The sequence below is a fragment of the Paenibacillus rigui genome (assembly GCF_002234615.1).
GTDB lineage: Bacteria > Bacillota > Bacilli > Paenibacillales > NBRC-103111 > Paenibacillus_S > Paenibacillus_S rigui.
Genome location: NZ_NMQW01000002.1, coordinates 316194 through 340175 on the forward strand (window position 1 = coordinate 316194; position 23982 = coordinate 340175).

At 50.0% G+C, this 23982-nt stretch carries 24 protein-coding genes and 1 pseudogene; 9 read left to right on the forward strand and 16 right to left on the reverse strand.

Annotated features, from left to right (window positions below):
* Positions 1-95: 95 nt before the first annotated feature.
* The 6 genes from CF651_RS02180 to CF651_RS02205 all read right to left on the reverse strand — a co-directional run bounded on the left by CF651_RS02180 (position 96) and on the right by CF651_RS02205 (position 5800).
* Positions 96-662, reverse strand: a complete 567-nt coding sequence (locus CF651_RS02180; RefSeq protein WP_094013184.1) for an outer spore coat protein CotE — start codon at positions 660-662, stop codon at positions 96-98.
* Between the two features lie 95 nt (positions 663-757).
* Positions 758-1762 carry an aromatic acid exporter family protein gene (locus CF651_RS02185; protein ID WP_245855626.1) on the reverse strand — a complete coding sequence of 335 codons (1005 nt, stop codon included), beginning with the start codon at positions 1760-1762 and terminating at the stop codon, positions 758-760.
* 160 nt (positions 1763-1922) lie between these two features.
* Positions 1923-2759: an ABC transporter permease gene (locus tag CF651_RS02190; RefSeq protein WP_094013508.1), complete on the reverse strand. Its 837-nt coding sequence runs from the start codon at positions 2757-2759 to the stop codon at positions 1923-1925.
* 30 nt (positions 2760-2789) lie between these two features.
* Positions 2790-3572, reverse strand: a complete 783-nt coding sequence (locus CF651_RS02195; protein ID WP_094013185.1) for an ABC transporter ATP-binding protein — start codon at positions 3570-3572, stop codon at positions 2790-2792.
* Between the two features lie 41 nt (positions 3573-3613).
* The gene (locus CF651_RS02200; RefSeq protein ID WP_094013186.1) at positions 3614-4627 is read right to left on the reverse strand and encodes an ABC transporter substrate-binding protein; all 1014 of its coding nucleotides are present in this window, start codon (positions 4625-4627) and stop codon (positions 3614-3616) included.
* Between the two features lie 177 nt (positions 4628-4804).
* On the reverse strand, positions 4805-5800 hold the full coding sequence (locus tag CF651_RS02205) for an ABC transporter substrate-binding protein (protein ID WP_094013187.1): 996 nt from the start codon (positions 5798-5800) through the stop codon (positions 4805-4807).
* 208 nt (positions 5801-6008) lie between these two features.
* On the opposite strand from CF651_RS02205, the gene CF651_RS02210 reads away from it, so the two are divergent.
* The 3 genes from CF651_RS02210 to CF651_RS02220 all read left to right on the forward strand — a co-directional run bounded on the left by CF651_RS02210 (position 6009) and on the right by CF651_RS02220 (position 8956).
* Positions 6009-7019: a FecCD family ABC transporter permease gene (locus CF651_RS02210; protein WP_094013188.1), complete on the forward strand. Its 1011-nt coding sequence runs from the start codon at positions 6009-6011 to the stop codon at positions 7017-7019.
* Entirely contained in the window at positions 7016-8059 is a 1044-nt protein-coding gene (locus CF651_RS02215) for a FecCD family ABC transporter permease (protein ID WP_094013189.1), read from the forward strand. The genes CF651_RS02210 and CF651_RS02215 overlap by 4 nt, the downstream gene beginning before the upstream one ends.
* Positions 8060-8128: 69 nt before the next feature.
* The gene (locus CF651_RS02220) at positions 8129-8956 is read left to right on the forward strand and encodes an ABC transporter ATP-binding protein (RefSeq protein WP_094013190.1); all 828 of its coding nucleotides are present in this window, start codon (positions 8129-8131) and stop codon (positions 8954-8956) included.
* A 129-nt stretch (positions 8957-9085) separates the two neighbouring features.
* Here CF651_RS02220 and CF651_RS02225 read toward each other — a convergent pair whose 3' ends face one another.
* Positions 9086-10627, reverse strand: a complete 1542-nt coding sequence (locus CF651_RS02225; protein ID WP_094013191.1) for a carboxypeptidase M32 — start codon at positions 10625-10627, stop codon at positions 9086-9088.
* A gap of 93 nt (positions 10628-10720) precedes the next feature.
* Here CF651_RS02225 and CF651_RS02230 point away from each other — a divergent pair, with 93 nt between their 5' ends.
* Entirely contained in the window at positions 10721-11056 is a 336-nt protein-coding gene (locus CF651_RS02230; protein ID WP_094013192.1) for an iron-sulfur cluster biosynthesis family protein, read from the forward strand.
* 270 nt (positions 11057-11326) lie between these two features.
* Here the strand turns inward: CF651_RS02230 and CF651_RS02235 are convergent, their stop codons facing one another.
* The 5 genes from CF651_RS02235 to CF651_RS02255 form a co-directional block, all read right to left on the reverse strand.
* A complete protein-coding gene (locus CF651_RS02235) occupies positions 11327-11869 on the reverse strand; it encodes a beta-class carbonic anhydrase (protein WP_179232664.1) in 543 nt (180 codons plus the stop codon).
* Between the two features lie 149 nt (positions 11870-12018).
* On the reverse strand, positions 12019-12648 hold the full coding sequence (locus CF651_RS02240; RefSeq protein WP_094013194.1) for a hypothetical protein: 630 nt from the start codon (positions 12646-12648) through the stop codon (positions 12019-12021).
* Positions 12649-12777: 129 nt separating this feature from the next.
* A complete protein-coding gene (locus CF651_RS02245) occupies positions 12778-14250 on the reverse strand; it encodes a sensor histidine kinase (protein WP_094013195.1) in 1473 nt (490 codons plus the stop codon).
* Positions 14243-14980, reverse strand: coding sequence for a response regulator transcription factor (locus CF651_RS02250; RefSeq protein WP_094013196.1), 738 nt, complete (start codon positions 14978-14980; stop codon positions 14243-14245). Before CF651_RS02250 ends, CF651_RS02245 begins: the two co-directional genes overlap by 8 nt.
* Positions 14973-15512 carry a DUF309 domain-containing protein gene (locus tag CF651_RS02255; protein WP_094013197.1) on the reverse strand — a complete coding sequence of 180 codons (540 nt, stop codon included), beginning with the start codon at positions 15510-15512 and terminating at the stop codon, positions 14973-14975. Before CF651_RS02255 ends, CF651_RS02250 begins: the two co-directional genes overlap by 8 nt.
* A 142-nt stretch (positions 15513-15654) precedes the next feature.
* Here CF651_RS02255 and CF651_RS02260 point away from each other — a divergent pair, with 142 nt between their 5' ends.
* From CF651_RS02260 to CF651_RS32125, 4 genes are all read left to right on the forward strand, one after another.
* The gene (locus CF651_RS02260; protein ID WP_094013198.1) at positions 15655-16110 is read left to right on the forward strand and encodes a hypothetical protein; all 456 of its coding nucleotides are present in this window, start codon (positions 15655-15657) and stop codon (positions 16108-16110) included.
* Positions 16111-16136: 26 nt separating this feature from the next.
* The gene (locus CF651_RS02265) at positions 16137-16412 is read left to right on the forward strand and encodes a YxcD family protein (RefSeq protein ID WP_094013199.1); all 276 of its coding nucleotides are present in this window, start codon (positions 16137-16139) and stop codon (positions 16410-16412) included.
* A 175-nt stretch (positions 16413-16587) separates the two neighbouring features.
* Positions 16588-18516 carry a glycosyl hydrolase family 18 protein gene (locus CF651_RS02270; protein WP_179232650.1) on the forward strand — a complete coding sequence of 643 codons (1929 nt, stop codon included), beginning with the start codon at positions 16588-16590 and terminating at the stop codon, positions 18514-18516.
* Positions 18517-18557: 41 nt separating this feature from the next.
* On the forward strand, positions 18558-18929 hold the full coding sequence (locus tag CF651_RS32125; RefSeq protein WP_179232637.1) for a hypothetical protein: 372 nt from the start codon (positions 18558-18560) through the stop codon (positions 18927-18929).
* Here the strand turns inward: CF651_RS32125 and CF651_RS02275 are convergent.
* A pseudogene (locus CF651_RS02275) lies at positions 18818-19700 on the reverse strand (AraC family transcriptional regulator). The gene CF651_RS32125 and the pseudogene CF651_RS02275 sit on opposite strands and share 112 nt — an antisense overlap.
* A gap of 204 nt (positions 19701-19904) precedes the next feature.
* Here CF651_RS02275 and CF651_RS02280 point away from each other — a divergent pair.
* Complete coding sequence (locus tag CF651_RS02280) at positions 19905-20720, forward strand: metallophosphoesterase family protein (protein WP_094013200.1); 816 nt, start codon at positions 19905-19907, stop codon at positions 20718-20720.
* Between the two features lie 77 nt (positions 20721-20797).
* Here CF651_RS02280 and CF651_RS02285 read toward each other — a convergent pair whose 3' ends face one another.
* The 3 genes from CF651_RS02285 to CF651_RS02295 all read right to left on the reverse strand — a co-directional run bounded on the left by CF651_RS02285 (position 20798) and on the right by CF651_RS02295 (position 23978).
* Positions 20798-21376 (reverse strand): hypothetical protein, encoded by a 579-nt coding sequence (locus CF651_RS02285; protein WP_094013201.1) that lies wholly within the window; start codon positions 21374-21376, stop codon positions 20798-20800.
* Between the two features lie 189 nt (positions 21377-21565).
* On the reverse strand, positions 21566-22684 hold the full coding sequence (locus CF651_RS02290) for a Gfo/Idh/MocA family protein (protein ID WP_245855628.1): 1119 nt from the start codon (positions 22682-22684) through the stop codon (positions 21566-21568).
* Positions 22671-23978 carry an extracellular solute-binding protein gene (locus CF651_RS02295; RefSeq protein WP_094013202.1) on the reverse strand — a complete coding sequence of 436 codons (1308 nt, stop codon included), beginning with the start codon at positions 23976-23978 and terminating at the stop codon, positions 22671-22673. The genes CF651_RS02290 and CF651_RS02295 overlap by 14 nt, the downstream gene beginning before the upstream one ends.
* Positions 23979-23982 lie beyond the last annotated feature (4 nt).

The window sequence follows — 23982 nt, forward strand, 5'->3', positions numbered from 1 at the left end:
TGCCTAATTTTGTGCGGACAACCGTTTAAAACAAAAAAGAGGGCTGACGCCCTCTGCCGGATTGAACCTAACTGTCATATACTTATAGCAGGAAATCAGTTCAAATCGTCGTCCAACAGATCCGGGTCGAGATCCTCGAAATCTCCTTCATCGGCACTGTCGAAATCCACATGCTTATCGTCGTAATCATCGCCGCCATGTGGAGACACCAAAACATAAACCTTCGTCTCAGCAATCATCTCCACTTTGAATTCACGCTCCACGCGAATAACAACACTGTCCCCGCGGGAGGAAATGCTGGCCTCTACGCAATTCGGCTCCTGAGTGCAGACGGCGGATACTTCCGCCGTTCCCGGTCTGTGCTTCTTATCCAAGTAAGAAAGCCCGACCGACTCGACGTAAGAAATCGTTTCTTTCGCGACATCTGTTTGCGTATTCCGGTCGTACGAATACCAAATGTTGATGTCGTAAGTACCTACTACCTCGACGTGATCTCCCGCCTTCACCGCTTCATATTGGTTGTTAATAATCCAGGCACCCAGAATGCTCGTGGGATTATGAGGCGGCGTGACCGTGTTGGTGATTTGTGAAAATTTGCGACCTTTGCCGCAGACAGCTTTCGTATAGATCTCTCTGCTCTGCAAATCTTTATCTAATGACATCCTTTCAACCTCCTCCATACAATCATTCATTACAATTGTATGCAGGACATTCGTCTAGGGTGACAAAAACTTTTCCATCTTTTTGCGAATTATTCCTACGGATGTGAAGATGGGGGGACCGGATTTGAGATGCCGGTCTCCTTTTGTTTTTTCTCCCGCTTCGCCACGGCAACAAAAGCTTTCAGCTCCATCATAAGCTGCAGCAACGCGGACCGGATCTCGAATTCCTCCCGGCTTTCCGGAAGCTTCATCCGCCGGAATCTGTTTTCCAGCGCAGCAATCTCTTGCTCCGCACGCCCCGTGTAATATTCCCCCTTCACATCCTCACTCAGTTCGATGAATACGCCCGACAGCAGCTCTCCGTGATGGAGGGTTTGGTATACTTGGGCCACAAGCTGCATCATTCGTTCGATGGATTCCAGCTGCTGCTTGCGCATGTAAAAGTACGCCGCCCACGCCGTCTCCTCCCGGAACAGCATATTTTCATTCGAACGCCGGACAAGCGCCAATGCCTCTTCCAGAAGATTCTCCGCCTCCAACAGCTCCGTGCCGCTCCATATGTAGCCGTTATCCTTCAAATGCTTCGAGATCTCGACAAAAATCCGTGAAAACAATTGTTCTAATTGTTCTTTCATCCCAACAAGACGTTTATCTTCACTGGGCATATAAATGATATTTATAACGGAAGCCGTACCCAAACCGACAACCAGCAGCGCGATCTCATTCAGGATTACATCTGTGGTCAGCCTCTCCGCCAAATAGACGTGAAACATGACCACGGAGCCCGTAACTACGCCTTCCTTTAACTGAAACCGGTTCAATAGCGGGTAAAGGATGAGGATATACAGACTGATAACCCAGATGTGAAAACCAAACAGCCAGAACAGCAGCACGGCCAGCAGCAGGCCTCCTATCGATGCCACCAAACGCTGAAAGGAGGTTTGCAGTCCGCGTTTCTTGGTTACATCAATGCCCAGAATAGCAAGTAAGCCGGTCGATAGCGGGGACTGAAGCCCAAGCAGTTGCGATAGTGTAATAGCGGCAAAAACGGCTGCAGCGGTTTTAATGACTCGAATCCCCATGCCAAATTTCCCTTTCATTAACAATGTCTACTTATTTTATCCCTTTTTCATTTAAGCCACAAATAGATATTTGGATGCACCCCCATCGCAAAAAAATAAACATCCGCACGCTATCGCACGAATGCTTACCCTCATTGAGCTTGGAGTCGTCCCAGGGGGAGCAATGCCCCAGCAGCCTTTATTTTTTTCGTATCAGCTTTCCCTCCAAATAGGCGACAGCTTGGTACATCAAGGTTGCGGCAATGGCGATCAAGAGCACGCTGCCGATGACCAATGTAAAGTTGAACACTTGGAAGCCGTAGATGATTAAGTAACCGAGCCCTTCCTTGGACACGAGAAACTCCCCTACGATGACCCCAACCCAAGACAAGCCCACATTCACTTTCAACGTCGATACGATGGTCGGGTACGATGCAGGCAAAATTACTTTTTGAAAAATCATCCGCTTGTTCCCGCCGAACACCCGAATTACCTTGGTGTAATTCGGATCGACTTCCTTGAAGCTGTTATACACGACCAGAATCGTTATAATGACCGTTATCGACAGGGTCGTAGCTATGATTGAAATCACGCCGGGTCCAAGCGCTACGATGAACAAGGGGCCTAATGCAACCTTGGGCAGGCTGTTCGCCACGACGATATACGGATCCAGCACTCGCGATAAAAAAGGAGACCACCAGATCAACGCAGCCGCGGCGGTTCCGAATAACGTCCCGAGAATGAATCCGATCACGGTTTCCCATAATGTGACCCCCATATGCACCCATAAAGAGCCATCCATCGATTTGGCATACAATAAGGCTACGATTTTACTCGGATAACTGAAAAGCAGCGCATCGATCCACTGCAGCCGTCCAGCTGCTTCCCACCAGCTGAGGAACAGCAGGAGGAGCGCCAGCTGTGTCAGGCGGACTTGCCTCGTCGTCTTGCGCTGGAATTCCAAAAACAGGTCATATTCACGGTCTGCCAGCTCCTTAATATCGGGTCTCTCATTGTAGCGGCTCGCCTTCCCCATATGAATGTGCAGGTCCCCTTCTTCCATCGCTCAGCTCCCTCCTTTCGTATCCATTGCTTCGAAATACCCCCATAGCCGATGAAACAAATCGTGAAAGCCGTCAGCTTCCCTAGCCTTCAACGGCAGCGCATCCCGAATCCCCGCTGGCACGTCTACCGTGGTCAGCACTCGACCGGGGTAAGGCTGCAGCACAACGATACGGTCGCTCATGGCAATCGCCTCCGTGATGTCGTGCGTAACGAGTATCGCTGTTTTACCTCGCGACTTCAACGTTATCGCCACGAGATCCTCCAGTTGAAGCTTAGTCTGGTAATCAAGTGCAGAGAACGGTTCATCCAGCAGCAATATATCCGGCTCCACCGCCAGCGTCCGAACCAGTGCCACCCGCTGCCGCATTCCCCCGGACAGCTGATGCGGGTAGCGGTCCGCCACATCCGCCAGTCCCATATCATCCAACAGCTCCATGACCCACTTCCTGGCTGCTTCATCGCGCTTTCCAACCAGCTCCAGACCGATAGAAGCGTTATCGTAGATCGTCCGCCAAGGAAACAAATAGTCCTGCTGCAGCATATAACCGACTTTAGGCGTAGGCTGATGAATTTCCTCCCCGGAGACGCGAATCGTCCCGGCAGCAGGCTTCAACAAGCCGCTGATCAGCGAAAGCAGAGTTGTTTTTCCGCAGCCGCTGGGCCCGATCAAGCTGATAAATTCACCCTGCTCCACATTCAGGCGGATATGCTCCAAGGCCAGAAAGGCGCCCCGCTCGTTCACATACACATGAGATAGATTGTCGATCTCTACGACGTTGCTCATCTGTTCCCCCTCCCCCCTGGTCCGCATAAAATTCAGCTTCGCTATTTCACGGTTTGCTTCGCCTTTTCTGCAAATTGATTGTTTACCAATGCTTTATAGTCCGCCCGCTGTTTCAGCTCGCCTGCCGCCTGCATGACATCCTGCAAGTTATTCCATTCCTGCTCATCGATGATCCCGTCGGTTGCAAACGAGCCTTGGTCCTTATATCTTTTCACGGAGCTTTTAATAATTTCCTTATCCGTGTCGGGAAAATAGGAAGCTATCGCCTCAGTAATATCCTCTACACTGCTCGCTTGCACCCAGTTTTGGGCCTTTTGCAAGGCATTCGCAAATTTCTGCACAACGGCGCTGTTCTTATCGATGTAGCTTTTCTTGGCCATGAACACCGTATAAGGCAAATGCCCGCTCTCCACACCGAAGGAAGCGACGACATACCCTTTGCCCTGCTTCTCGAACACCGACGCTTGCGGCTCAAACAATTGAACATATTCGCCCGTTCCGGAAGCAAACGCAGTAGCAATATTGGCAAAATCGATATTTTGGATCAGATTCAGATCCTTTTGCGGGTTAATGGAGTGTTTCTTGAGCGTAAATTCTCCGGCCATCTGAGGCATCCCCCCTTTGCGCTGGCCAAGGAAGGTGCTCCCCTTGAGGCTGTTCCAATCGAAGCTGCCGGTGATCGCCTTGCGCGACACCAGGAAGGTACCGTCCGTTTGGGTCAGCTGCGCAAAGTTAATAACCGGGTCTCCGCTTCCCTGCTGCTGTACATAAATCGAGGTTTCAGATCCGACGAGCGCAACGTCAATTCCTCCTGACAGCAATGCCGTCATCGTTTTGTCCCCGCCCGGTGTTGTCGTCAGTTCAATATCCAGCCCTTGCTCCTTGAAAAAGCCTTTGGCAACCGCCACATACTCGGGCGCATAGAATAAGGATCTCGTCACCTCTCCGATCCTCACTTTCACCGCTTCCTCCGCTTTCTTCGGCCCGCAAGACGTCAGCAATAACGCCGTGGCCACCAGCAAGGCTATCGCCCCGCTCACCCATTTGCTACGCATAAGCCAGTCCCTCCACCCACAAGATTGTGATTTGTTACGATACTGTATGCGGGCGCCCAGAAAAAGGTTAATCCCCCCTGTGATTGCTAACGAAAAAAAAGCTACCCCCATACCATGAAGGTATAGGAATAGCTTTTATAAAGGACCAGGCGGTTGGAATCTGCGGCCTGGGCCGGTTTATTTTTTCACATCGTATAATTTGTACAGATCGTCCACCATTAGATTGGCTGCCTTTACGCCGCCGGCAGTTGTCCAAATCGCATCGTTGACCTCGGTCAGCTTGTTGTTTTTAACAACCTTCAGGTTTTGCCATAGCGGGTCCTTCATCCATTCTTCCTGCTGCTTCTTCCCTTTGCCGTCTCCGGTATCATAGGTGAAGTAGAAGACACGGTCTGCGGCATCCAGTTCAGGCAAACGTTCTTTCGTGATATCCTCGAACGCTTTCTCATCGTTTTTCGGATCGGAGCGCATAATTCCAGCTTGCTTCAGAATCACACCTGCAAACATATCTCCATAGTAAAAGCGCGTTTTGCCGCCCATAAAGCGGACTACGGCTACTTTCTCTTTCAGCTTGTCGCCTGCTTTGCCTTTGAAATCCTCTACACGCTTGTCGAATGCGGCTACAACCTTGTCGCCTTCCGCTTTTTTATTGACGGCATCGGCATATACCATGAAATTGCTTTTCCATTCGCCGCGCAGCGTCTCGGTATATACCGTCGGAGCAATAGCTTTCAGCTGCTCGTAAATTTTCTCATGACGCATTTTGTTGCCGACAATCAAATCAGGCTTCAATGAAGCGATAATTTCCATATTCGGCTGGGATTCGAGGCCGACAGGCTTAACCCCTTCCATATCGGCTTTGTCATGCTCGTACCATGTATCGCCATAGTAAGCTTGGACAGCGCCGACCGGCTTAATTCCAAGGGCAACCAGCGCCTCCGCCGCTTCGTTCGTCAAAGCCACGACACGTGCCGGATGCGCAGGCACTTCCGCCTCACCCATAATATGCTTGATTTTGCGAGGGCCTTCCGCAGCAGCTCCCTGCTTCGCATCCGCCGCCTGCGACGGAGCAGCCGGTTTATCCCCGCAAGCCGTCAGCCAGACGGACAATAATAAAATTGCCGCGATCATTGCTGCCGGTTTCAATCGTAAAAAACGGTTTCGATTTAACATGATGTGCCTCCCGGAATGAGCTTCTTTGTAAATGATAACAATTATCATTCACCATATTAGTAGAGAGCGGGGCACCTTGTCAATGTTTTTGATAATGATTCTCACAATCATTGACAAGATGTACCCCCGCTTTTACAATTATAGCTAACCGCATGCCTCGGACGGTGTGCCTCATTTATTCTATCGACGGAAAGCAGGCCCCTATTTTATGAGTAACGTAGTTCAGCAGCGTACCTACAAAACGATCGGCTTGGCTGCCGCTCTTTTACTATTGGCCGGTGCCTGCGTAAGCAGTGTCATGTTCGGTATCAACAATTATAGCTGGAATGAAATTATTGCCTCTTACACAAGCTTTGACAGCTCCAATCAACACCTCATCATTCAAACAACCCGCATTCCCCGCGCGCTCATCGCCGCATTGGTCGGCGCAAGTCTGGCTGTCGCCGGGACTTTGATGCAAGCCATTACCCGGAATCCGCTTGCCTCACCAAGCCTTTTTGGCGTCAATGCGGGAGCGGCCTTCGCTATTGTCCTATCTGTCGTTCTGTTCAATGTAACAAGTTCTCTACAGTTCACGTGGATTGCCTTTCTCGGTGCAGCTGTTAGCTCAGCGGGAGTTTACTTCCTCGGCTCGATCGGACGTGACGGATTGACTCCGATCAAAATTACGCTTGCCGGTTCCGCATTAACCGCTTTTTTTGCTTCTTTAACCCAAGGGCTGCTGCTGTCTAACGGCAAAGCATTCGATCAAGTCATGGTCTGGCTCGTCGGCTCCGTCGCAGGGCGCACCATGGAAACATTTCAAGCGGTTTTCCCTTATATGCTGGCTGCACTTCTAGGCTCCTTCCTGCTTGCTTCCCATATGAACGTGCTCTCCATGGGAGACGACGTTGCCAAAGGACTGGGGCAAAACACCTTGATCATCAAGGCTGCGGCCGCTGTCGTCATCGTTATTCTTGCCGGCGGTTCAGTGGCCATGGCCGGACCTGTCGTTTTTGTCGGGATTATCGTGCCCCACATTACCCGATTTTTCGTCGGCATCGATCATCGTTGGGTGATTCCGTACAGCGCTGTCCTGGGAGCCATTCTGCTCGTCAGCGCGGATATCGGAGCCCGCTACATCGCTATGCCTAAAGAAGTGCCTGTCGGCGTCACTACCGCACTCATCGGCGTTCCCTTCTTTGTCTACATCGCGCGAAAAGGAGGCAAAGCCAAATGAAACCGCACAGCGAGCATCTCGTCTTAAGAGGAAAACTGTTCTCTTTTCTCATTCATAAAAAAGCGGTAGCTGTCACGCTTCTTCTGCTGCTGGCTGTTATTGCGATTATGGTAATCAGCACAGGCATAGGCAGCGTATTCATTTCACCCGCGAACGTCGTCCGGGCGATCTTAGGCATCGGTGAAGGGACGAATGACATGATTGTCCGTGTGCTTAGACTGCCGCGTATTGTCGTCGCCGTCATGATAGGGGCAGCGCTTGCCGTATCCGGAGCCATCCTGCAGGGGGTTGTACGCAACTCGCTGGCCTCTCCGGACACGGTCGGAATCACAGGAGGCGCCTCGCTCGGAGCCGTAACATTTTTCTTCTTCTTCTCGGATAAGCTGAGCATCCATGTGCTGCCGATCTTCGCGGTGGCCGGCGCTTTTGCGGCTGCATTGCTCGTTTATATCCTGTCGTGGAAGCAGGGGGTCACGCCGCTTCGGCTCGTGCTGATCGGCATCGGCTTCTCCGCCGCGATGAGCTCTCTGTCTTATATGATGATGATTTCCGGTCCCATCATCCTTGCCAATCAAGCGATGACATTCATGACCGGCAGCGTCTATGGGGTCTCTTGGGCCAAAGCCGTCGTACCACTGCTTCCCTGGATGATCGTCCTTCTGCCGCTTATCTTTGTTTATTCGCGGCATATCAATATCCAGGAGCTCGGCGAGGATGTGGCCCGCAGCATGGGCAGCGCCGTCCAGCGGCAAAGGTTTCTTCTTCTGCTGCTCAGCGTAGCTCTCGCAGGCGCCGCTGTCGCGTTCGGCGGAGCCATCAGCTTCATCGGCCTGATGGCTCCGCATATCGCCCGCAAGCTGGTCGGGCCCAGCTTCGGGGCGCTGCTTCCTGTCTCTGCGTTGATGGGAGCCATTGTCCTGCTGCTCGCAGACCTGGTCGGGCGAAGCCTGTTTGCTCCGCTGGATATACCTGCGGGGGTATTTACCGCATGTATCGGTGCACCCTTTTTCGTCTACTTATTGTATCGCGCCCGGAATTAGTTAGCTTTGTCCTTGCGCTCCACCGAATCCGGCGGGTCTGACCTACCGTCATCAAGAAGGAGAATCTTTATGCCAGCCATTCAATCCAAAGAACTATGCCTCTACTATGGAGATACTTGCATATTCAATAACCTGGATATCACGATACCGAAGGGCAAAATCACCGTATTTATCGGGAGCAACGGCTGCGGAAAATCGACCCTGCTGCGCTCACTCGCCCGGCTGCTTCGCCCCAAAAGCGGACAGGTGGTGCTTGACGGAAGCGATATCGCTTCGCTGTCTACCAAAGAAGTGGCGCGCCGGATGGCCATTTTGCCGCAGGGTCCCGCAGCGCCTGAAGGACTTACCGTGCTGCAGCTGGTGAAGCAGGGACGGTATCCTTATCAAAACTGGCTTCAGCAATGGTCCAGAGAGGACGAAGCCGCGGTCCGTCAAGCGCTGGAGCTGACGCATATGGAGCCGCTTGCCGAGCGTACGGTAGATTCACTCTCGGGCGGACAGCGGCAGCGGGCCTGGATCGCGATGACGTTGGCTCAGGGCACCCCGACGATCCTTCTCGATGAACCGACGACCTATCTGGATTTGGCTCACCAAATCGAAGTGCTGGACCTGCTCTATGATCTGAATGTGAAGGAGCAGCGTACCATTGTGATGGTACTCCATGACATCAACCTCGCATGCCGCTATGCACATAACCTAGTCGCTATCAAGGACCGTAAGGTATATGCGGAGGGGCCCGCCAACACCATCATCAGCGAAAAGCTGATCCAGGATGTTTTCGATCTGCCCTGCCGGATTATCGAGGACCCATTGTTCGCCACGCCGATGGTGGTTCCTTTCGGCAAAGGCATTCAGCCTGTCCTGAACATAAAGCCTGAGGCCGTAACGATAGGCTGATCGGCTGCACTGCCCGAATCCTGCAAAATAATAGCCCGACCGAAGACATCAGATAAATGATCTCTTCGGCCGGGCTTTCCTTTTTATGCAGCTGCAGGCTTGCTATATGAAAAACTTTGCGATAGCATCCTACAGCTTATAAATATCGCTGAACTTCTCGCGGAAATAATGCACCAAATAGTCCGGATTTAATTCTTCTCCCGTGACTTCCGTCATAATCTCAGTCGGGGTCAGCAGCTTTCCATATTGATATATTTTGTCTGACAGCCATTCCTTCACGGGAATCAGGTTGCCGCTGCCGATCAGCTCATCATAGGCAGGCAGCTCCTTGCGGAGGGTGCGGGTGATTTGGGCTGCATACATATTTCCAAGAGCATACGACGGGAAGTATCCGAATGCCCCACCGGCCCAGTGTACATCCTGCAGAACCCCTTCCCCGTCGTTCGAAGGCGTCACACCCAAATATTCGCGGTACTTTTCATTCCACAGCTCCGGCAAGTCAGCGACACGAACACTCTCGCTGAACAGCGCCTTTTCAATCTCATAACGAACCATAATATGTAAATTGTACGTCAATTCATCCGCCTCGATACGAATTAAAGACGGCTTCACCTCGTTGGACGCTCTGTAAAAGTCCTCTACACTCACTTGATCGAACTGCCCCGGATACTGCCTCTGCAGATCCCCATAATAATGGTTCCAGAAGGGACGGCTGCGTCCGATCATATTTTCCCAGAAACGCGATTGCGATTCATGAATTCCCATAGAGGTGCCCGTGCACAGCGGTGTACCGATCAAATCAGCAGAAATGTTCTGCTCGTATAGCGCGTGTCCGCCCTCGTGAATCGTACCGAACAATGCGCTGTTCACATCGTCCAGCAAATAGCGTGTCGTAATTCGCACGTCCCCCGGGTTCAGCCCTGTCGCAAACGGATGCACTGTTTCATCCAACCGGCCCGCTTCGAAGTCATAGCCCATCTGCTTCAAAATAAACAAGCTGAACTGCTTCTGCTTCTCCTTCTCAAACGTCTGCTTCAGGAATTGGGTGTTCGGCTTGTAAGGCGACGCTTGAATAGCTGCTAATAAAGGAACTACCTTCTCGCGCAGCGCGCCGAATACCTGATCCAGCTTATCGACTGTCATGCCGGGCTCATACATATCCAGCAGCGTATTATATTTATGCCCCTCATAGCCCCACAGCTCAATAAATTCAAGATTCGCAGCGACAATCTGCTCCAAATACGGCTGGAACTTGGCATAATCGGAAGCCTCCTTGGCCTCCTCCCATACCGATTCCGCTTTGGAAGTAAGAACGACATACTCCTTGTACTTCTGAGGAGGAATTTTTTTGCTGCGATCGTATTCCTTCTTCGTCTCGGTCACGATCTTGCGATCGACGCGATCCAGCCGGCTGAAAGCAGCCTCTGCGGAAAAATATTCGAGCATTTCCCCCATTTTGTCCGACACGGACATTTTGAAGTGCTCTCCTGAAAGTACGCCTACGGCCTCCGAGCGGGTTGCGATTCCTTTTTTGGGCGCACCTGTCCTCATGTCCCAATACATCAAGCCAATCGCTTCCTCATAACCCTTCATCGTCTTCAAATACTCTTTGAATTCAGCCAGCTTCTGCTCAAACGTGTTCGTCGTCAACAGGTAAGCACCCCTTTCCATATCCTAATTTGATCATACTTGGTATGGAAAAGAGAAGCAAATCTCCAGCCACTTATGGTAAACTGAAATTATACAGAGAGGAGTGGATACCGAATGCATATTACATTCACAGCCCTAGCGGCTGAACAAATAACGAAAAGGCTGGGTCATCAGCCCGGCGAAGTGAAGCTTGTTTTCGACTCGGAAGGCTGCGGCTGCTCGGTAAGCGGCGTACCCACGCTATGGATCGTTCATCAGGCGGGAGACAAAGACTTACGTGCCGAGGGTACGCCGTTTGAGCTGCTATACGAGCAAAAGCATGAGATTTTTTTCGAGGACCGTATGTCCCTCGATTATCAATCAAGCGGCTTCGTGCTGAAGAGCAGCGGCCAAATTTATAACGCCAACATGCGGCTGATTGACAAAAGAGAAGTACAATCATTGGCCTAATGTCTTTTACCGAAGCAAGGGCAGCCGGCTTTACTTCCATTTGTCTTAGACAGCCTGCTGGCTTGCAGCTTAGCTGCATGCTGATGGGTTATGATCGAGCCGGCGCCGAGAAAGCAGCAGTGGGTGCAAAACAAAAAGGAGCTAAGCGGAGAATACAAGCCGCTTAGCTCCTTTTTCATATCATATTCGCTTATTAACGATGGGACCTGTCCCCAACATCTGTAAATGCTACATATCGGACAGCCTCTTCTTCCTATGATTTCGGCAAGCTTAGCTGCTGCTGCTGCCTTTTTCGATAATATCCAAATGTCCCGTCTCCGGATCGATGACTAGTCCATGAACCGGAATATTCGGTACTAACGGATGATTGCGGATCAGCTTCACGCTGCTTCGAACGCTCTCCGTTACTTCATCGAAGCCTTTGAGCCAGCGATCGATATCCAATCCGGAATGCTTGAGGGTCATAAGCGTTTCCTCTTTAATTCCCGTCTCAATGAACTTCTCTCGGATCTTCTCGGTGTTCACATGGCTCATGCCGCAATCGTAATGCCCGATTACGAACACTTCTTCTGCCCCCAGCGCATGGATGGCAACGATAATGCTCCGCATAATGCCTCCGAACGGGGTTGAAACCATGGCTCCAGCAGCTTTAATAATTTTAACATCGCCGTTTTTGATGTTCATGCTGGCAGGCAGCAGCTCGATCAGGCGTGTATCCATACAGGTTAAAATAACAATTTTTTTATCAGGGAATTTGGACGTTAAGTAAGGCTCGTACTTTTTTTGCTCCACGAAAGATTGGTTGTAATTCATAATGTCATCCAGGTATTTACTCAAGTAAATTCCTCCTCATCCAGTAAAATAAAGTCTCTATATACTAAATTGTATGGTCTCTATATATTTTAATTGAAATAGAACGGGAACGCCAGCCATTTGGGCTGAAAAATCATCATTTTGTCCATTTATTTAGTCGGTTCGCTTACCAATCTGCCTTCCAACAATTCAATCAATTGCTGTTCGACGTTATTGGCCCCTCCGCCGCTCCCTCCCGGTATGAAAAAAGCACCCGTTGAACTTAAATCCTCGTCGTCCGTTATGATGTTCATCTCCGGGGTGGACTGATGCCCTTGCTCTTGATCCCTTTGCTGCCTCCGCATTTGAAATTCTTTAATCATCTGTTCCCTTTGCTCTATAGTTAAATCGTCCATGTATTTCCGTTCCGTTAGTGATTGCTTGCGGTTCAATAAATGCTCTTGAAAGTCATCCACATAGGCCTTCTGCTTCTTGGAAAGAAGACTGACAATCAGCTGCTGATCTGCTTGGGACAGCTCGCCGTCTGTACTGTTCCGCCTTACCAGCGGAAGCATGTCCTCCGCTTGTCGTCTACTCAGCATGAGACCGTCCTTTTTGTCCATTTGCACAAGGCTTTGGAACAAAATGACCATATCGCGCTCCTGAGCGCTCTGAATTTCTTCCTGCTTCACAGTTAAAGGGACAGGAGGCTGCTCCGTCGCCTTCGTTACATTGCAACCGCTTAACGCAACGGTCATGCCTAAAAAAATACGTAACCATGGATTTCGCCGATAGCGCACAGCCTTCCCACCCTTCCCTCACACAAATAGGCCGCCCCTGTTGCTTAGAGACAGCATACTTGTTAACTTTGATAAAACTATGAGTGAATTGTGAAAAATGTGTAAAATAAGCAAAGCTCTACCGAGGCCTTATGACGATGAGCAACCGCGTTCATAAAAATCAGTAAAACCCGGATATAATGGAAAGCTGATTTGGAACTGTGTTCCCTCTCCCTGCACACTGGCTACGCTAATCGTTCCCTTGAGCCCGCTCACCAAGTGCTTCACGATCGTTAATCCCAGCCCTGTCCCTTCCGCGGCGGAGGTTCGGGCATGCTCTACTTTGTAGAAGCGATCCCATATCCGATGAAGCTCTTCGTCAGCCATCCCTATGCCGGTATCCTTCACATGAATGATGGCGTGTTCATTGTCGAAATCCAAGGAGACCGTCACCTTGCCGCCTGGCGGCGTGAACTGAATCGCATTGTACAATAAATTTTGCATGATTTGTGAAAAACGATCCGTATCCAGCTCCACCACAATAGGGCCCTCCTCAGGTGACGGCAGCGCATCCAGCAAGATGAGGTTCTTCTCGGCCATCGGTGTTCTAACCAGCTCAAGCACTTCATGAATGACTTCCCTTAGCTCAACCGGGTGTGTCCTGAACACATCCACTCCATTTTGAATGCGTGCCAGGTCCAGCAAATCATTGACCAGCCTCTGCAGCCGCTGAACCTCCTCATCGCAGATGCGCAGGTAGTGTCCGTACTTCTCCTCGGGAATGATCTTATCATTCATTGCGATGATGAAGCCGCGAAGTGTCGTTAGAGGGGATCGCAGCTCATGAGAGACATTGGCAAGAAAATCCTGCCGCGCATCCTCCCACTCGTTCAATTGATCGACCATGAAATTGAAGCTTTTGGCGAGCTCCCCTACTTCATCGTTTGATGTAACCGGAACCCGGGAGGTAAAATCGCCCCCGGCTACTTCCAGTGCTGCGCGGTTCATTTGCTGCAAAGGCCCGGCGAGCTTGCGCGAAAGGACGTACAGGATGATAGCTACCGCAAACAAAGAAAAAATCAGGGGCACCACAATGTTCCAGCGAACGGCGGTCAGCGCCTGACTGATTTCAAGAGCAGGCACATTCATGAAGATGACGATCGGCTCCCCATTCAGCTGCGCCGGTGCATAATAGGTCAGCAGCCCGATTTGATCGACCGCACCAAGCTTGTATTGACCGGCGACAAATCCGGTATGTCCCTTCAAGCCGTCGATGAATAAGCCATCCATAGATGTCGGAATCAGCGAGCCTTCCTTCTCCGACGAGCCGTTCAGAATATTGCCTTTGGCATCCATTAACCATACATGTCCATTGAAGCTGCGGGCAATAATACGGACACCGAAGCGAAGCTCCCGCGTTGAAATCGTACCGTCCTGATAGGAAGCCAATATTTTGTTTACCTCACTTAACCGCGAGGTTAGAAGCTCTTTTTTATCTTTATAAAACATATCTGTGAAATAATAATTCCAAAAAACCGCCAGTCCGATAAAAAACAAAATACAGGTAGCTAGGAAGGACAAAAAGATCTTAATATAAAAGCTGCTGTACCACCGCTTAATCATGCTGTGTTACCTCAAACGAATAACCGATGCCCCATAAGGTTTGAATCGCCCAGTCTTCGCTTGCCCCGAGTTTTTTTCTCAGGTTTTTAACATGGGCGTCCACGGTCCGGGTGCCTCCGCTGAAATCAAAGTTCCACACATAACCAAGCAAATCCTCACGGGAATACACTCTTCCCTGATTCGATGCCAGGAAATGGAGCAGTTCAATTTCCTTGGGAGTCAAATCCACACGAGCTCCGTTCAGCGTCACCTTGTACTGCTCAGGATCGATAATCAGAGAGCCGATGCGTTGAACCTGCTTGATCACCTTCACCTGGGCCGCTGTGCTTCCTCCGTTCTGGTTTTGCGTACGCCGAAGCACGGCCTTGACTCTGGCAATCAGCTCGTTAGGGTCAAACGGCTTCACGATATAATCGTCTACACCCAAATTAAATGCCCTGAGCTTGTCAATCGATTCACCCTTCGCCGTTAAGAATATGATCGGTGTTCCCGCTACAGGCCCCGTTTCATTTCGAATCAACGAGCACAGCTCGAAGCCCGTCCGGTCCGGAAGCATGACATCCAGCAGCACAAGATCCGGAGCCTGTTCCTTCACCGTTTGCAGCACCTCATTGCCCCGGTATGCAATAATCGATTCATACCCCGCATGCTCCAGATACAGACGGATGACTTCCACAATATTCGGTTCATCATCGACGACGACAACTTTTCCGAGTTTTACGTTACTCATGGCCATTCCCTCTTAAGTGTTGTTTCTGTCTCCGGCTTCTTTCCCGTTCCGCTATCACGTGGCTCCGATCCCTCAGCGTATGCTTATGGATCAAATAATCGTCCTGCAGATCGCTTGGGCTTCGCCACACCAGCTTCTGCTCCCTGCAATGCTGCAGGCATAACGATTCCAGCTTCGGATCGGCAATCGGCAAATCAAGATCGGTATAGACAGTTCCCGGCTCATGTAGAAGCCGAAGTCTCTCTTCCAAGCGCTGCCGCATGATGCTTGCATCCAAACCGAGCTGGGTCATGCCTGCATCCGTCAGATTAACGAGCGATTGCGAGAGCATTTTGACAGCGCCATTCCTATTGCCTCTTCGCTCATGATACAAGGAAACCGCTATTTGAATAAGCCCCACATAAGTAGACGCATGCACATCGCCGGGATGGGCCTTCCAGAACTCTTCCATCACTTCATGGCACTCAAAAAAATCCCGCTCCGCATGGAAATAGATTAAATAATCGATATAAGGCTGGGGATATGCCGACATAAACTTCAAACCGCCTCTGCTTGTTCAAAATCTGTTTCATTATTATTGTAACAAGAAGGGATAAAAACTGAAACCTTTGTCTAGATTATTCGTAGTAAACGAATGTAACCGAAATCTCAAAACATTTATGGAGGGTCCAAGCATGTTGAAAAAAATGTCTTTACTTCTTATGGCTTGTCTAGTCGCTTTATCCTTCAGTGCCGTGAGCGCTGTCGGTGTAGCCGATGCAAAAGCATCCTATAAAGCTCCTAAGAAAAGCTACAGCCCGGACACATCGACACAATCGCCGAACACGAACAGCGGTGTCAAAACGGACCCGGCTGCTTCCAAGACTACACCGACTACCGGAACCACCAACCCGACTACGGCGACAAAGCCCGGATTTTTCAGCGGCGGCGGCTTTATGAAAGGCATGCTGATCGGCGGACTGGCCGGTATGCTCTTCGGAGGCTTGTTCGGTAATATGGGCGCCTTGGGCAACATTCTCGGTCTGCTGATCAATGTTATGGCTATCGTAGCTGTCATTGCGATCGTCGTGAAACTCGTTCAATATTTCAGAGAGAAGCGCAAATATAACGAGCAGCCTAAACGCTACTAATTCAGCTTAAAAAGAGGTCATGTACGATGAGATTATCCGAACAAGATATCATTAATGCCATTTGCCTGCATATGGCCGAACGCAAGCAGCTTCAGCCCAATCAAGTCGAGGTCGAAATGATGTGGGACGAAGACTATGGATTCTCCGCTGAGGTGCACACCGAGGGCCGCAGTCAAATTATCGTGGCCGCCAATATTCTGGAAGCGGTAGAGCGCTACTTATTGAATCAAATGAATATGCGTGTCTTCCGAGACCAGATTCACTTGAAGCTTGAGGAAGAAATCGTCGCAGACATCGCATAATATCGGGCTTCTTCTTAGGTCCCCTTATCCCTCAGTTGAGAGGTAAGGGGGCTTTTTTTGCATCCGAATCTCAGACTCTAGCATACTTCTACTATTTTCCTATGCAACTTATTGCTAACTTGGTGCGTTTAAGTTTAATAGGATAGTTTTAGTATTTGTAGAAAGAGGCTGATGCATGTTGAAACGTAAAACCGCGCTGCTCGTTACCGCGATGGCTTTGTTCTTCACCTCCTCCGGTACGGTCATGGCCGCAGTGGACAAGACTTCCAAATACCGTGTCTATCAGGATGATCGCATCCTATGGGAAACGGCAGACTACAAATCGGCAGAAAGCTACGCCAAGCAATTCAAAAGCAGCCACGTGGAGGAAATCGCATCGAGAAAATGGTTGTGGAACAATTATCCCAGGTACAAAGTATATCAGAACGGCAGCAGTAACTCCTCCTGGGAATTTACAACACTCGATCAAGCGATAGCGGAAGCATCCCGGTGGGGGCACGCCAGTGTCCGGGATCTGCAGTCGGATGGATGGGTGTGGAACAATTATCCCAAATACCAGGTATATCAAGGGGATGTAACCCTCGATTCGTGGGCCTTCGGTTCTCTTGCCGAAGCCAAAGCGGAAGCGAGTAAATGGGGCAATGCTCATATCATCGACCTGAACAGCAACAATTGGGTATGGGATAACATCTCGGAAACGCGTAAAGCGGAGCTGCGCGCATCCAGCGACAAAATTTACAGAATTTATCAAGGAACTTATACAGCCAGTGATTGGGCTTATGCTTATCTCGAGGATGCGGTCAAAGCTTCTCTGCAATGGGAAAACTCGACGATCGTCAGTACGGAGAAAAACAATCAGATTGTTTTCTCCAATATGAAAGCGTACCAGGTTTACCAGTACGATACCGCATTGGAATCTTTTCTGAATATGGACGATGCCATCGCCTATGCCAAGCAATTCGATCATACAAAAATTTTGGACAGCAATTCCGCTTCAAAGCTCTCCCTTTGGACGAATTATCCGTATTACCAAGTGTACCAGAGCGACCGGTGGATCGGTGATTTCTCGAATCTGTTGAATGCAGTCAGCTACGCGATGGGCTACAGCAATGCTTCGGTTCGACTGCTTGACGGCGGGCCGAATGTGTGGGACAACTTCCGGAAGCTTCAGTTCTGGGGCTGGAATGGAAGCTCGAGCGATACAACGATCCGCAATCAAGTGAGCACGACAAGCGGGCTGGATGTCGTTTCGCCTACTTATTTTACCCTGGCGGATGCCGCCGGAACCTTAACGGACACATCCAACAAAGATACCGTGGCATGGCTCAAAGCTCAGGGCTACAATGTACAGCCTCTTGTCAACAATCAATTCGACGCAGCCTTGACGTCACAGTTTTTAAGCAGCAGCGACGCGCAGACCAAGTTTATCGATGCACTGGTGAGTAAGGGCGTCTCTCTTGGTGTAAATGGGCTCAATATTGATTTTGAGAGTCTGTCTGGAAAAGACCGTGCCGCCTACACAGCTTTTATTCAAAAATTGACGGATGCCGCTCATGAAAAAGGACTGCTGCTCTCGATTGATCTGCCGCGCGGAAGCGCCAAATGGAATGCACAGACTGCCTTTGATCATGAAAAGCTGGGTGGCATCGTAGATTATATTATCACCATGGCCTATGACCAATATTGGAAGGGCAGCACAGAAGCCGGCTCCGTTGCCGGTCTTCAATGGGCCGAAGAAGGAATTAAAGAATTTCTCGCCTATGGAATTCCTCGGGACAAGCTCATTATGGGGATCCCCTTTTATGTGAGAGAGTGGCAAATCGACAGCTCCGGCAAGCTCGTCAGCAACCGTGCCGTTCTAATGAAGGATATTCCAGCACTGATCACAAGCAAAAATGCGACCCAAACCTGGGACGAGCAGTTCAAGCAGTATAAGGTTCAGTACTCGCAGGATGGCTACACCTACGTATTTTGGCTGGAGAACGAGGATACGGTAAGTGCCCGCTTGGACATCGCGCAGAAATATCAGCTGGTCGGTGTCGCTGCCTGGCGTCTTGGGTATGATTCAACTGACCTGTGGAAAGCAATGCTTCAGAAAAAGTAATTCCTTCTTTTGTCTAGGACTCTGAAGGAACAAACAGCCCCTTGGCATTCGAAACCTTGCTGTGTTATTGCGCAGCCTTTGGTTTCAGCGAGGCCACTGAAAAAGTTACGGCTGCAAGGACGGATCATTCTTCGATCGCTGTTGTCCGCGGATTTTCTCAATTTCATCCCGCTTATTGCGGTCAACATCCGGGGACAAAGGCGAACGTTTACGCTTCTACAGAACGATTCCGTCCACCCCGCCAGCTTATCATTGGCCCCGGTTTCAACCAGGGGCTTTTTTATATTATTTTATGTTTTGTTTACAGGTTGGGCTTCCTCTTCACGGGGATCCAAATTTCACTCCTGAAGGCAGGTGATGACACCTCCTTACTTTCATTCCACAGCATCTCCGGTCCTTCCACTTGTTCATAAGGAGAGGCAGGGAACCACTCCGAATAAACACGTCCCCAAATCTCCTGAAGTGCAGCCGGGAAAGGCCCAACCACCTCGAATACCGCCCAAGTCATCGGAGGAACCTCTAACTTAACGAAGGGAGCCGGGTTCTCCAGTGTCGTAGCGACCCCGATATAATGATCCAGCTCCCCCTTCTCTTCCATCCGCTCCTCGGAAAAGTTTCGTGGAAGCGCTAATGATGCCAGACGGTATGCTATTGGATAAACTCTTCATCAGAGCAATCGATGATTCATCCAAATTCCTCCACATTGCTGCAATTTCAGGGTTGACTCCATGAAATTGAATAGGCACCCTTTTCATAATGCCGACGATCCGGAATGCCTCTTTTTCTACAATACGATAAATCATTTCATTGCCTCCTCGCATGGTCAACTGGAAATATAACCGCGGATACACCTTCAAAGACTGATCGTTGTTTCTCGCTTCTGAAGGCGTTACGCCGTGAAAGGAATGGAACGCTTTGGTAAACGCATCTGGGGATTGGTAACCGTATTTTACAGCCGCATCAATGATTCTGAGCTTGCTACTCTGAAGATCAAATGCAGCCAGCGTGAGTCGCCTGCGGCGAATGTATTCTGATAATGAAAGACCGGCAAGAAACGAAAACATTCTTTTAAAATGATATTCGGAGCATGCCGCATGTCTAGCTGCCTCCTTAAAATCGATCTCCTCCGTTAGATGCTCTTCGATATAGGCCAAAGACTGGTTCAAACCTTCAAGCAAATTCATGGCCTCCCTCCCTTCCTTAGCTCAAGATAACATAAACAGAGAGTTCTCATCCGATGATTCGCGCACCGTTTATGACGTGTATTTTCCAATTATAGGCATTCGACGTTGCGATTTCAAAGTTCTTCAATACATTGGTAAAGATGGAGGGCATGGAACGAAACTAAGTCCTCCGCAACCATACCGAAGGACAGGTGAACATATTCGATGATAAAAGCCAGAAAGGCAAGGACTGCTGCTACAGCACGCAGTAACGGGAATTTCTACACTCAATCCAAGAAATTGCTGCTCCAAAAGCTTCGTTCCTCAAGTTTTGATCCAAACCATTATCGAATTGTCTACATGGGTGACAGCTGGGCTGCCGAGGGGAATAACACGGGCGTTGCAGTTTTAAACGAGGCTCTGAACGTTACCGGCAGAACCAAGCCGTTATATACCTTACATGGAGGCGATGCCGTATTTACGGGATCAAAGGAACAGTTGAATTTTTTTGTAAAAAAAGTGAAAAGCAAGATTCCATCGATTCCTTTGTTCGTTTCGGTCGGTAACCACGAAGCCACCTTTCAGAATGGAACCAGCTCCTTAACCAATTTCAAAAACATCATCGGCCCCAAAGAGCTTCACTTTGTAGTACGGACTCCATTCGTCAAGGTTATTGCTTTAAGCTCCGTCAGTGCCAATGGAGGGCATCCGTACGGACTTAGCCAAAGCGAGCTTAACTTTCTAAAAAAAGAGTTAAACACCAACGTAAAAAATATCATCATTACTACACACGTGCCGCCTAGTGATTGGGAAGTAGGACGTGCCCAATTTAACAAGCTGATCCAAAAGAATAATGTGAAGCTGTTGATCTTCAGCCACGTTCATGCCTATCGTAAATTTAAATATCAGGGGAAAGACGCCATCATTTCCGGTGGAGCCGGTGCAGCGCTGGACAAAAATCAGATTAACCATATCCTCATTCTGACCGTTCGTAACGGCAATATCACAACGAAAAAGGTACCTATCAGCTGGCAGCTGTAAGGCAGCGGGAATATTGAGGTAAAGGACAAACGGCAAAAAAGGGCTCTCGTTGATGAGAACCCTTTTTGATTTGTTCCTTATTTCAGAAATCGGAGCGCCGTGATCCCGGATTTAATTGCCTTTTCCTGGACCAGATCATATACACCGCCACCACGGCTTACAAGGTTATAGTGAAAATAAAGAAGGGTACCGCCAGGGTCATCCTTAATACTTTGTATCGCCGTTGCCATCGTCTTGAATACGGCCCCTTTTGGTGATGTATACTGGATAAATTTTCCATTGTGTGCAATCGTGTTCGTCACTGTGCCGGTTCCATTCTTGTTCATCACAGTGATACTTTGCAAAAAGGCGGCACAGGCGTGATTCGATTCCGGTGCCGTCACCTTTGTAGCGATTCTCACGCCAAAAGGGACGCCTACACTTGGTTTCGGCGGATTTTTCACAGCAGCCTGGTATGATGCCAGTGATGGGTAGAAAAGCAAAGCCGTCGGTTTGGCTTGATTGAATTGCTTCGCATTGCTTACATGTCCAAGAATTAGAATCGAATTTGCCGTCACCACATTTCGTGTAATACCGTTATGAACCCCAACGCTCCATTTCCCATTAACCACCTTATAATACAGGACTCCGACACATGTACCCGCTTGAATTGCCATATTGACCTCCCTGTCCCATCATGTTTAGAAATGCTTACTACAATAGATTCATGCGTGGGTCAATTTGAAAGGGACAACTGTGAGGAATCGTGCCCATAATTGTCAGATGGAGAACAAAATGAAACAAGCGCCCTCCCCTAAGCAGGGAAGACGCGAATGTATGTGCCTCATTTTCACGGGAAAAAGTGATCATTCTGAAGCAATCTCTTGAAGCTGCACGGGACGATTGTCCGCCATGGAACGGTAAGCGGCAAACACCGTCTGCAGTGTGATCAGATGATCTGCTATGCTGTTCTCGGGCTCGCGCTGCTCTTCAATCGAGCGCATGAGCTCTCCCATCGTACCCATAAAGGCGTGAGGAAACCATCTTCCCTCCAATGCTGGAGCATGAGGCTGCCCCGGTGACCATCGGTTGCTGTAAAATCGAATCGTATCTTCTCGCCCTTCCGGATAATTGTAAAGCGCTCCGTTCGTCCCGCTGATGCTCCCTTCCGTCCCTTCGAAACGGAAAGTTGCAAACCAATCCTCTTGAGGCTGGTGGTTGTTATGATTGTCGTGAATGAGCCCTCTGGCCTCGCCCGGGAACTTCAAATGAATCAAAGTCCTTGTTTCTCCTGCATAAGGCTGTCCCGGGTAACGAGCTCCATCGGCATAGACAAAATCCGGCGTCAGTCCAAGCACATAACGGATGGAATCGACATAATGAATGCTGTGGTACATGACTTCCAAAGTGGGGATCGTGACAAGCCAAGGCCAGTTCTCCCAAGCCGTATGTACATTGACTTGGATGGTTCCTTGCAATGGCGTCCCGATCCACCCATTCTTCACTAGATATCTGCTGGCTTGAATACCCGGCGACCAGCGCATCTGCTGATTCACCGCTGCTTTGATATCGAATGCTTTGCAGAAATCCACTACATCCTTCGCTTGCTCATAGCTTTGGGCAAGCGGCTTTTGACATAACAGATGCTTGCCTGCCGCTGCTGCCTGTTTGGCTACTTGCGGCTGAAAAGCAGCAGGTACCGCGATATCTACAATCTCGACGTCCGGATGCTCTAACAGTTCTTGGAGAGAAGCAAATACCTTCATCGGGGGATAGGCTGCTGCCGCTGCGGCTGCTTTGGCACTATTCACATCATAAATGCCTACAACGTGGAAGCCTGCCATTCGATAGGCCGGCAGATGCGCATGCATCACAATTTCACCCGCTCCTACAATGGCAATGCCTCTGGACTTGTTTTGTGGCATTTGCGGCTTATACTCTATCGGCAGGAGAATTCCGTTTCCGTTCAGTTCATTCAAGTCCATACGATTCCGCCTCCATCTGCCCGTGCCCGTTGTATCCAGCCCGGACCAAAATCTGCTGCACTCGCTCAGCTGCCTGCTCCAGCGCCTGTTGCACTTGCACTCTTTGATTCAGCGCATCATTCACCATCTCGGACAGCACTTCATTAATGGCCGGATATTCAGGGATAGGCAAGGGGCTTTTCACCTGTTGATGCACGGCCTCGATCTGTTGGTAGTAAGGAAACTGCTTGCGCACCTCCTCATCTCTCCATGTGGACAAGCGGGTACCGTTCCCTCCACATGTGGAAGTGGCCTTATCCATTGCAGCAGAAGCCGTCTCCTTCATAAAACGGTAAGCCATTTCAGGATTCGGGCTGCCTGCCGGTATGCCCAGCACCCAATAAATGTTGAGTGACATGTGACGTCCGTCGATCCCGTCCCCTCTAGGGATGAGGCCTGTACCTACCTTCCCGACAATACGGGACATGTCCGGCATTTCCGCAACAGCTGCAAAGCCCGCCCAATTCCACATCATGGCGATGCCCCCTTGCGCAAAAACATGGCCGCTCTTCACGCTGTCCATGCTTAAAGCTTCAACAGGAACAACTTGATGCTTATGTATTAGATCCACCAAATACTGCAGCGCTTCCCGACCTGCCTCGTGATGAAAGGCGGGCTTCCAATCGGGCGTAACCAGCTCCCCGCCCCGGCTCCACAGGTGGATAAGAAAATCATACACATTGTTGTGTCCGTCCGGATACGATGCGGTTAATGCGCCATGAAGCCCCTGCTCCGGCCGGGTAAAAAACTGAGCCACATCCAAAAAACGGCTCCAGGTCGCAGGAACCTGAAGCGGATAGCCGAAGCGCTTAATAAAAGCATCCTGCTCGGCAGGGTCCTCGAACAAATCTTTACGGTAAATAAACATCTCGGGCCCGTCGTGGTAAGCGATGCCATAGATGCTTCCGTCCGCAGCCGTCTGCAATCCGCGCATGCTGGGAGCCCAAGCCTCAGGCCAGCCATCGGGCGGGTCCTTGCGAAGGAAGTCATTCAGGGGGAGAAGGAGCTTCTGCTGGATCGCCTCAGGCAGCCAATCCGTTACACAAAGAAATAAGTCATGCGACGTGCTCAGTGCTTCTTTGTCCGCAATCATACGATCATACAGCCGGTGAATTTCTTCGAATTCCCGTTCGACTCTCCAGCCCGTCAGCTGTTCAAAATGCTGAGCCTGTACACCGAACGAGGCCTCGAAGCCGGAGAACTCCCGGGAAATCAGCTTCAATTGCTGAACTTGTGATTGCTGCCTGGTTTCCATGGCA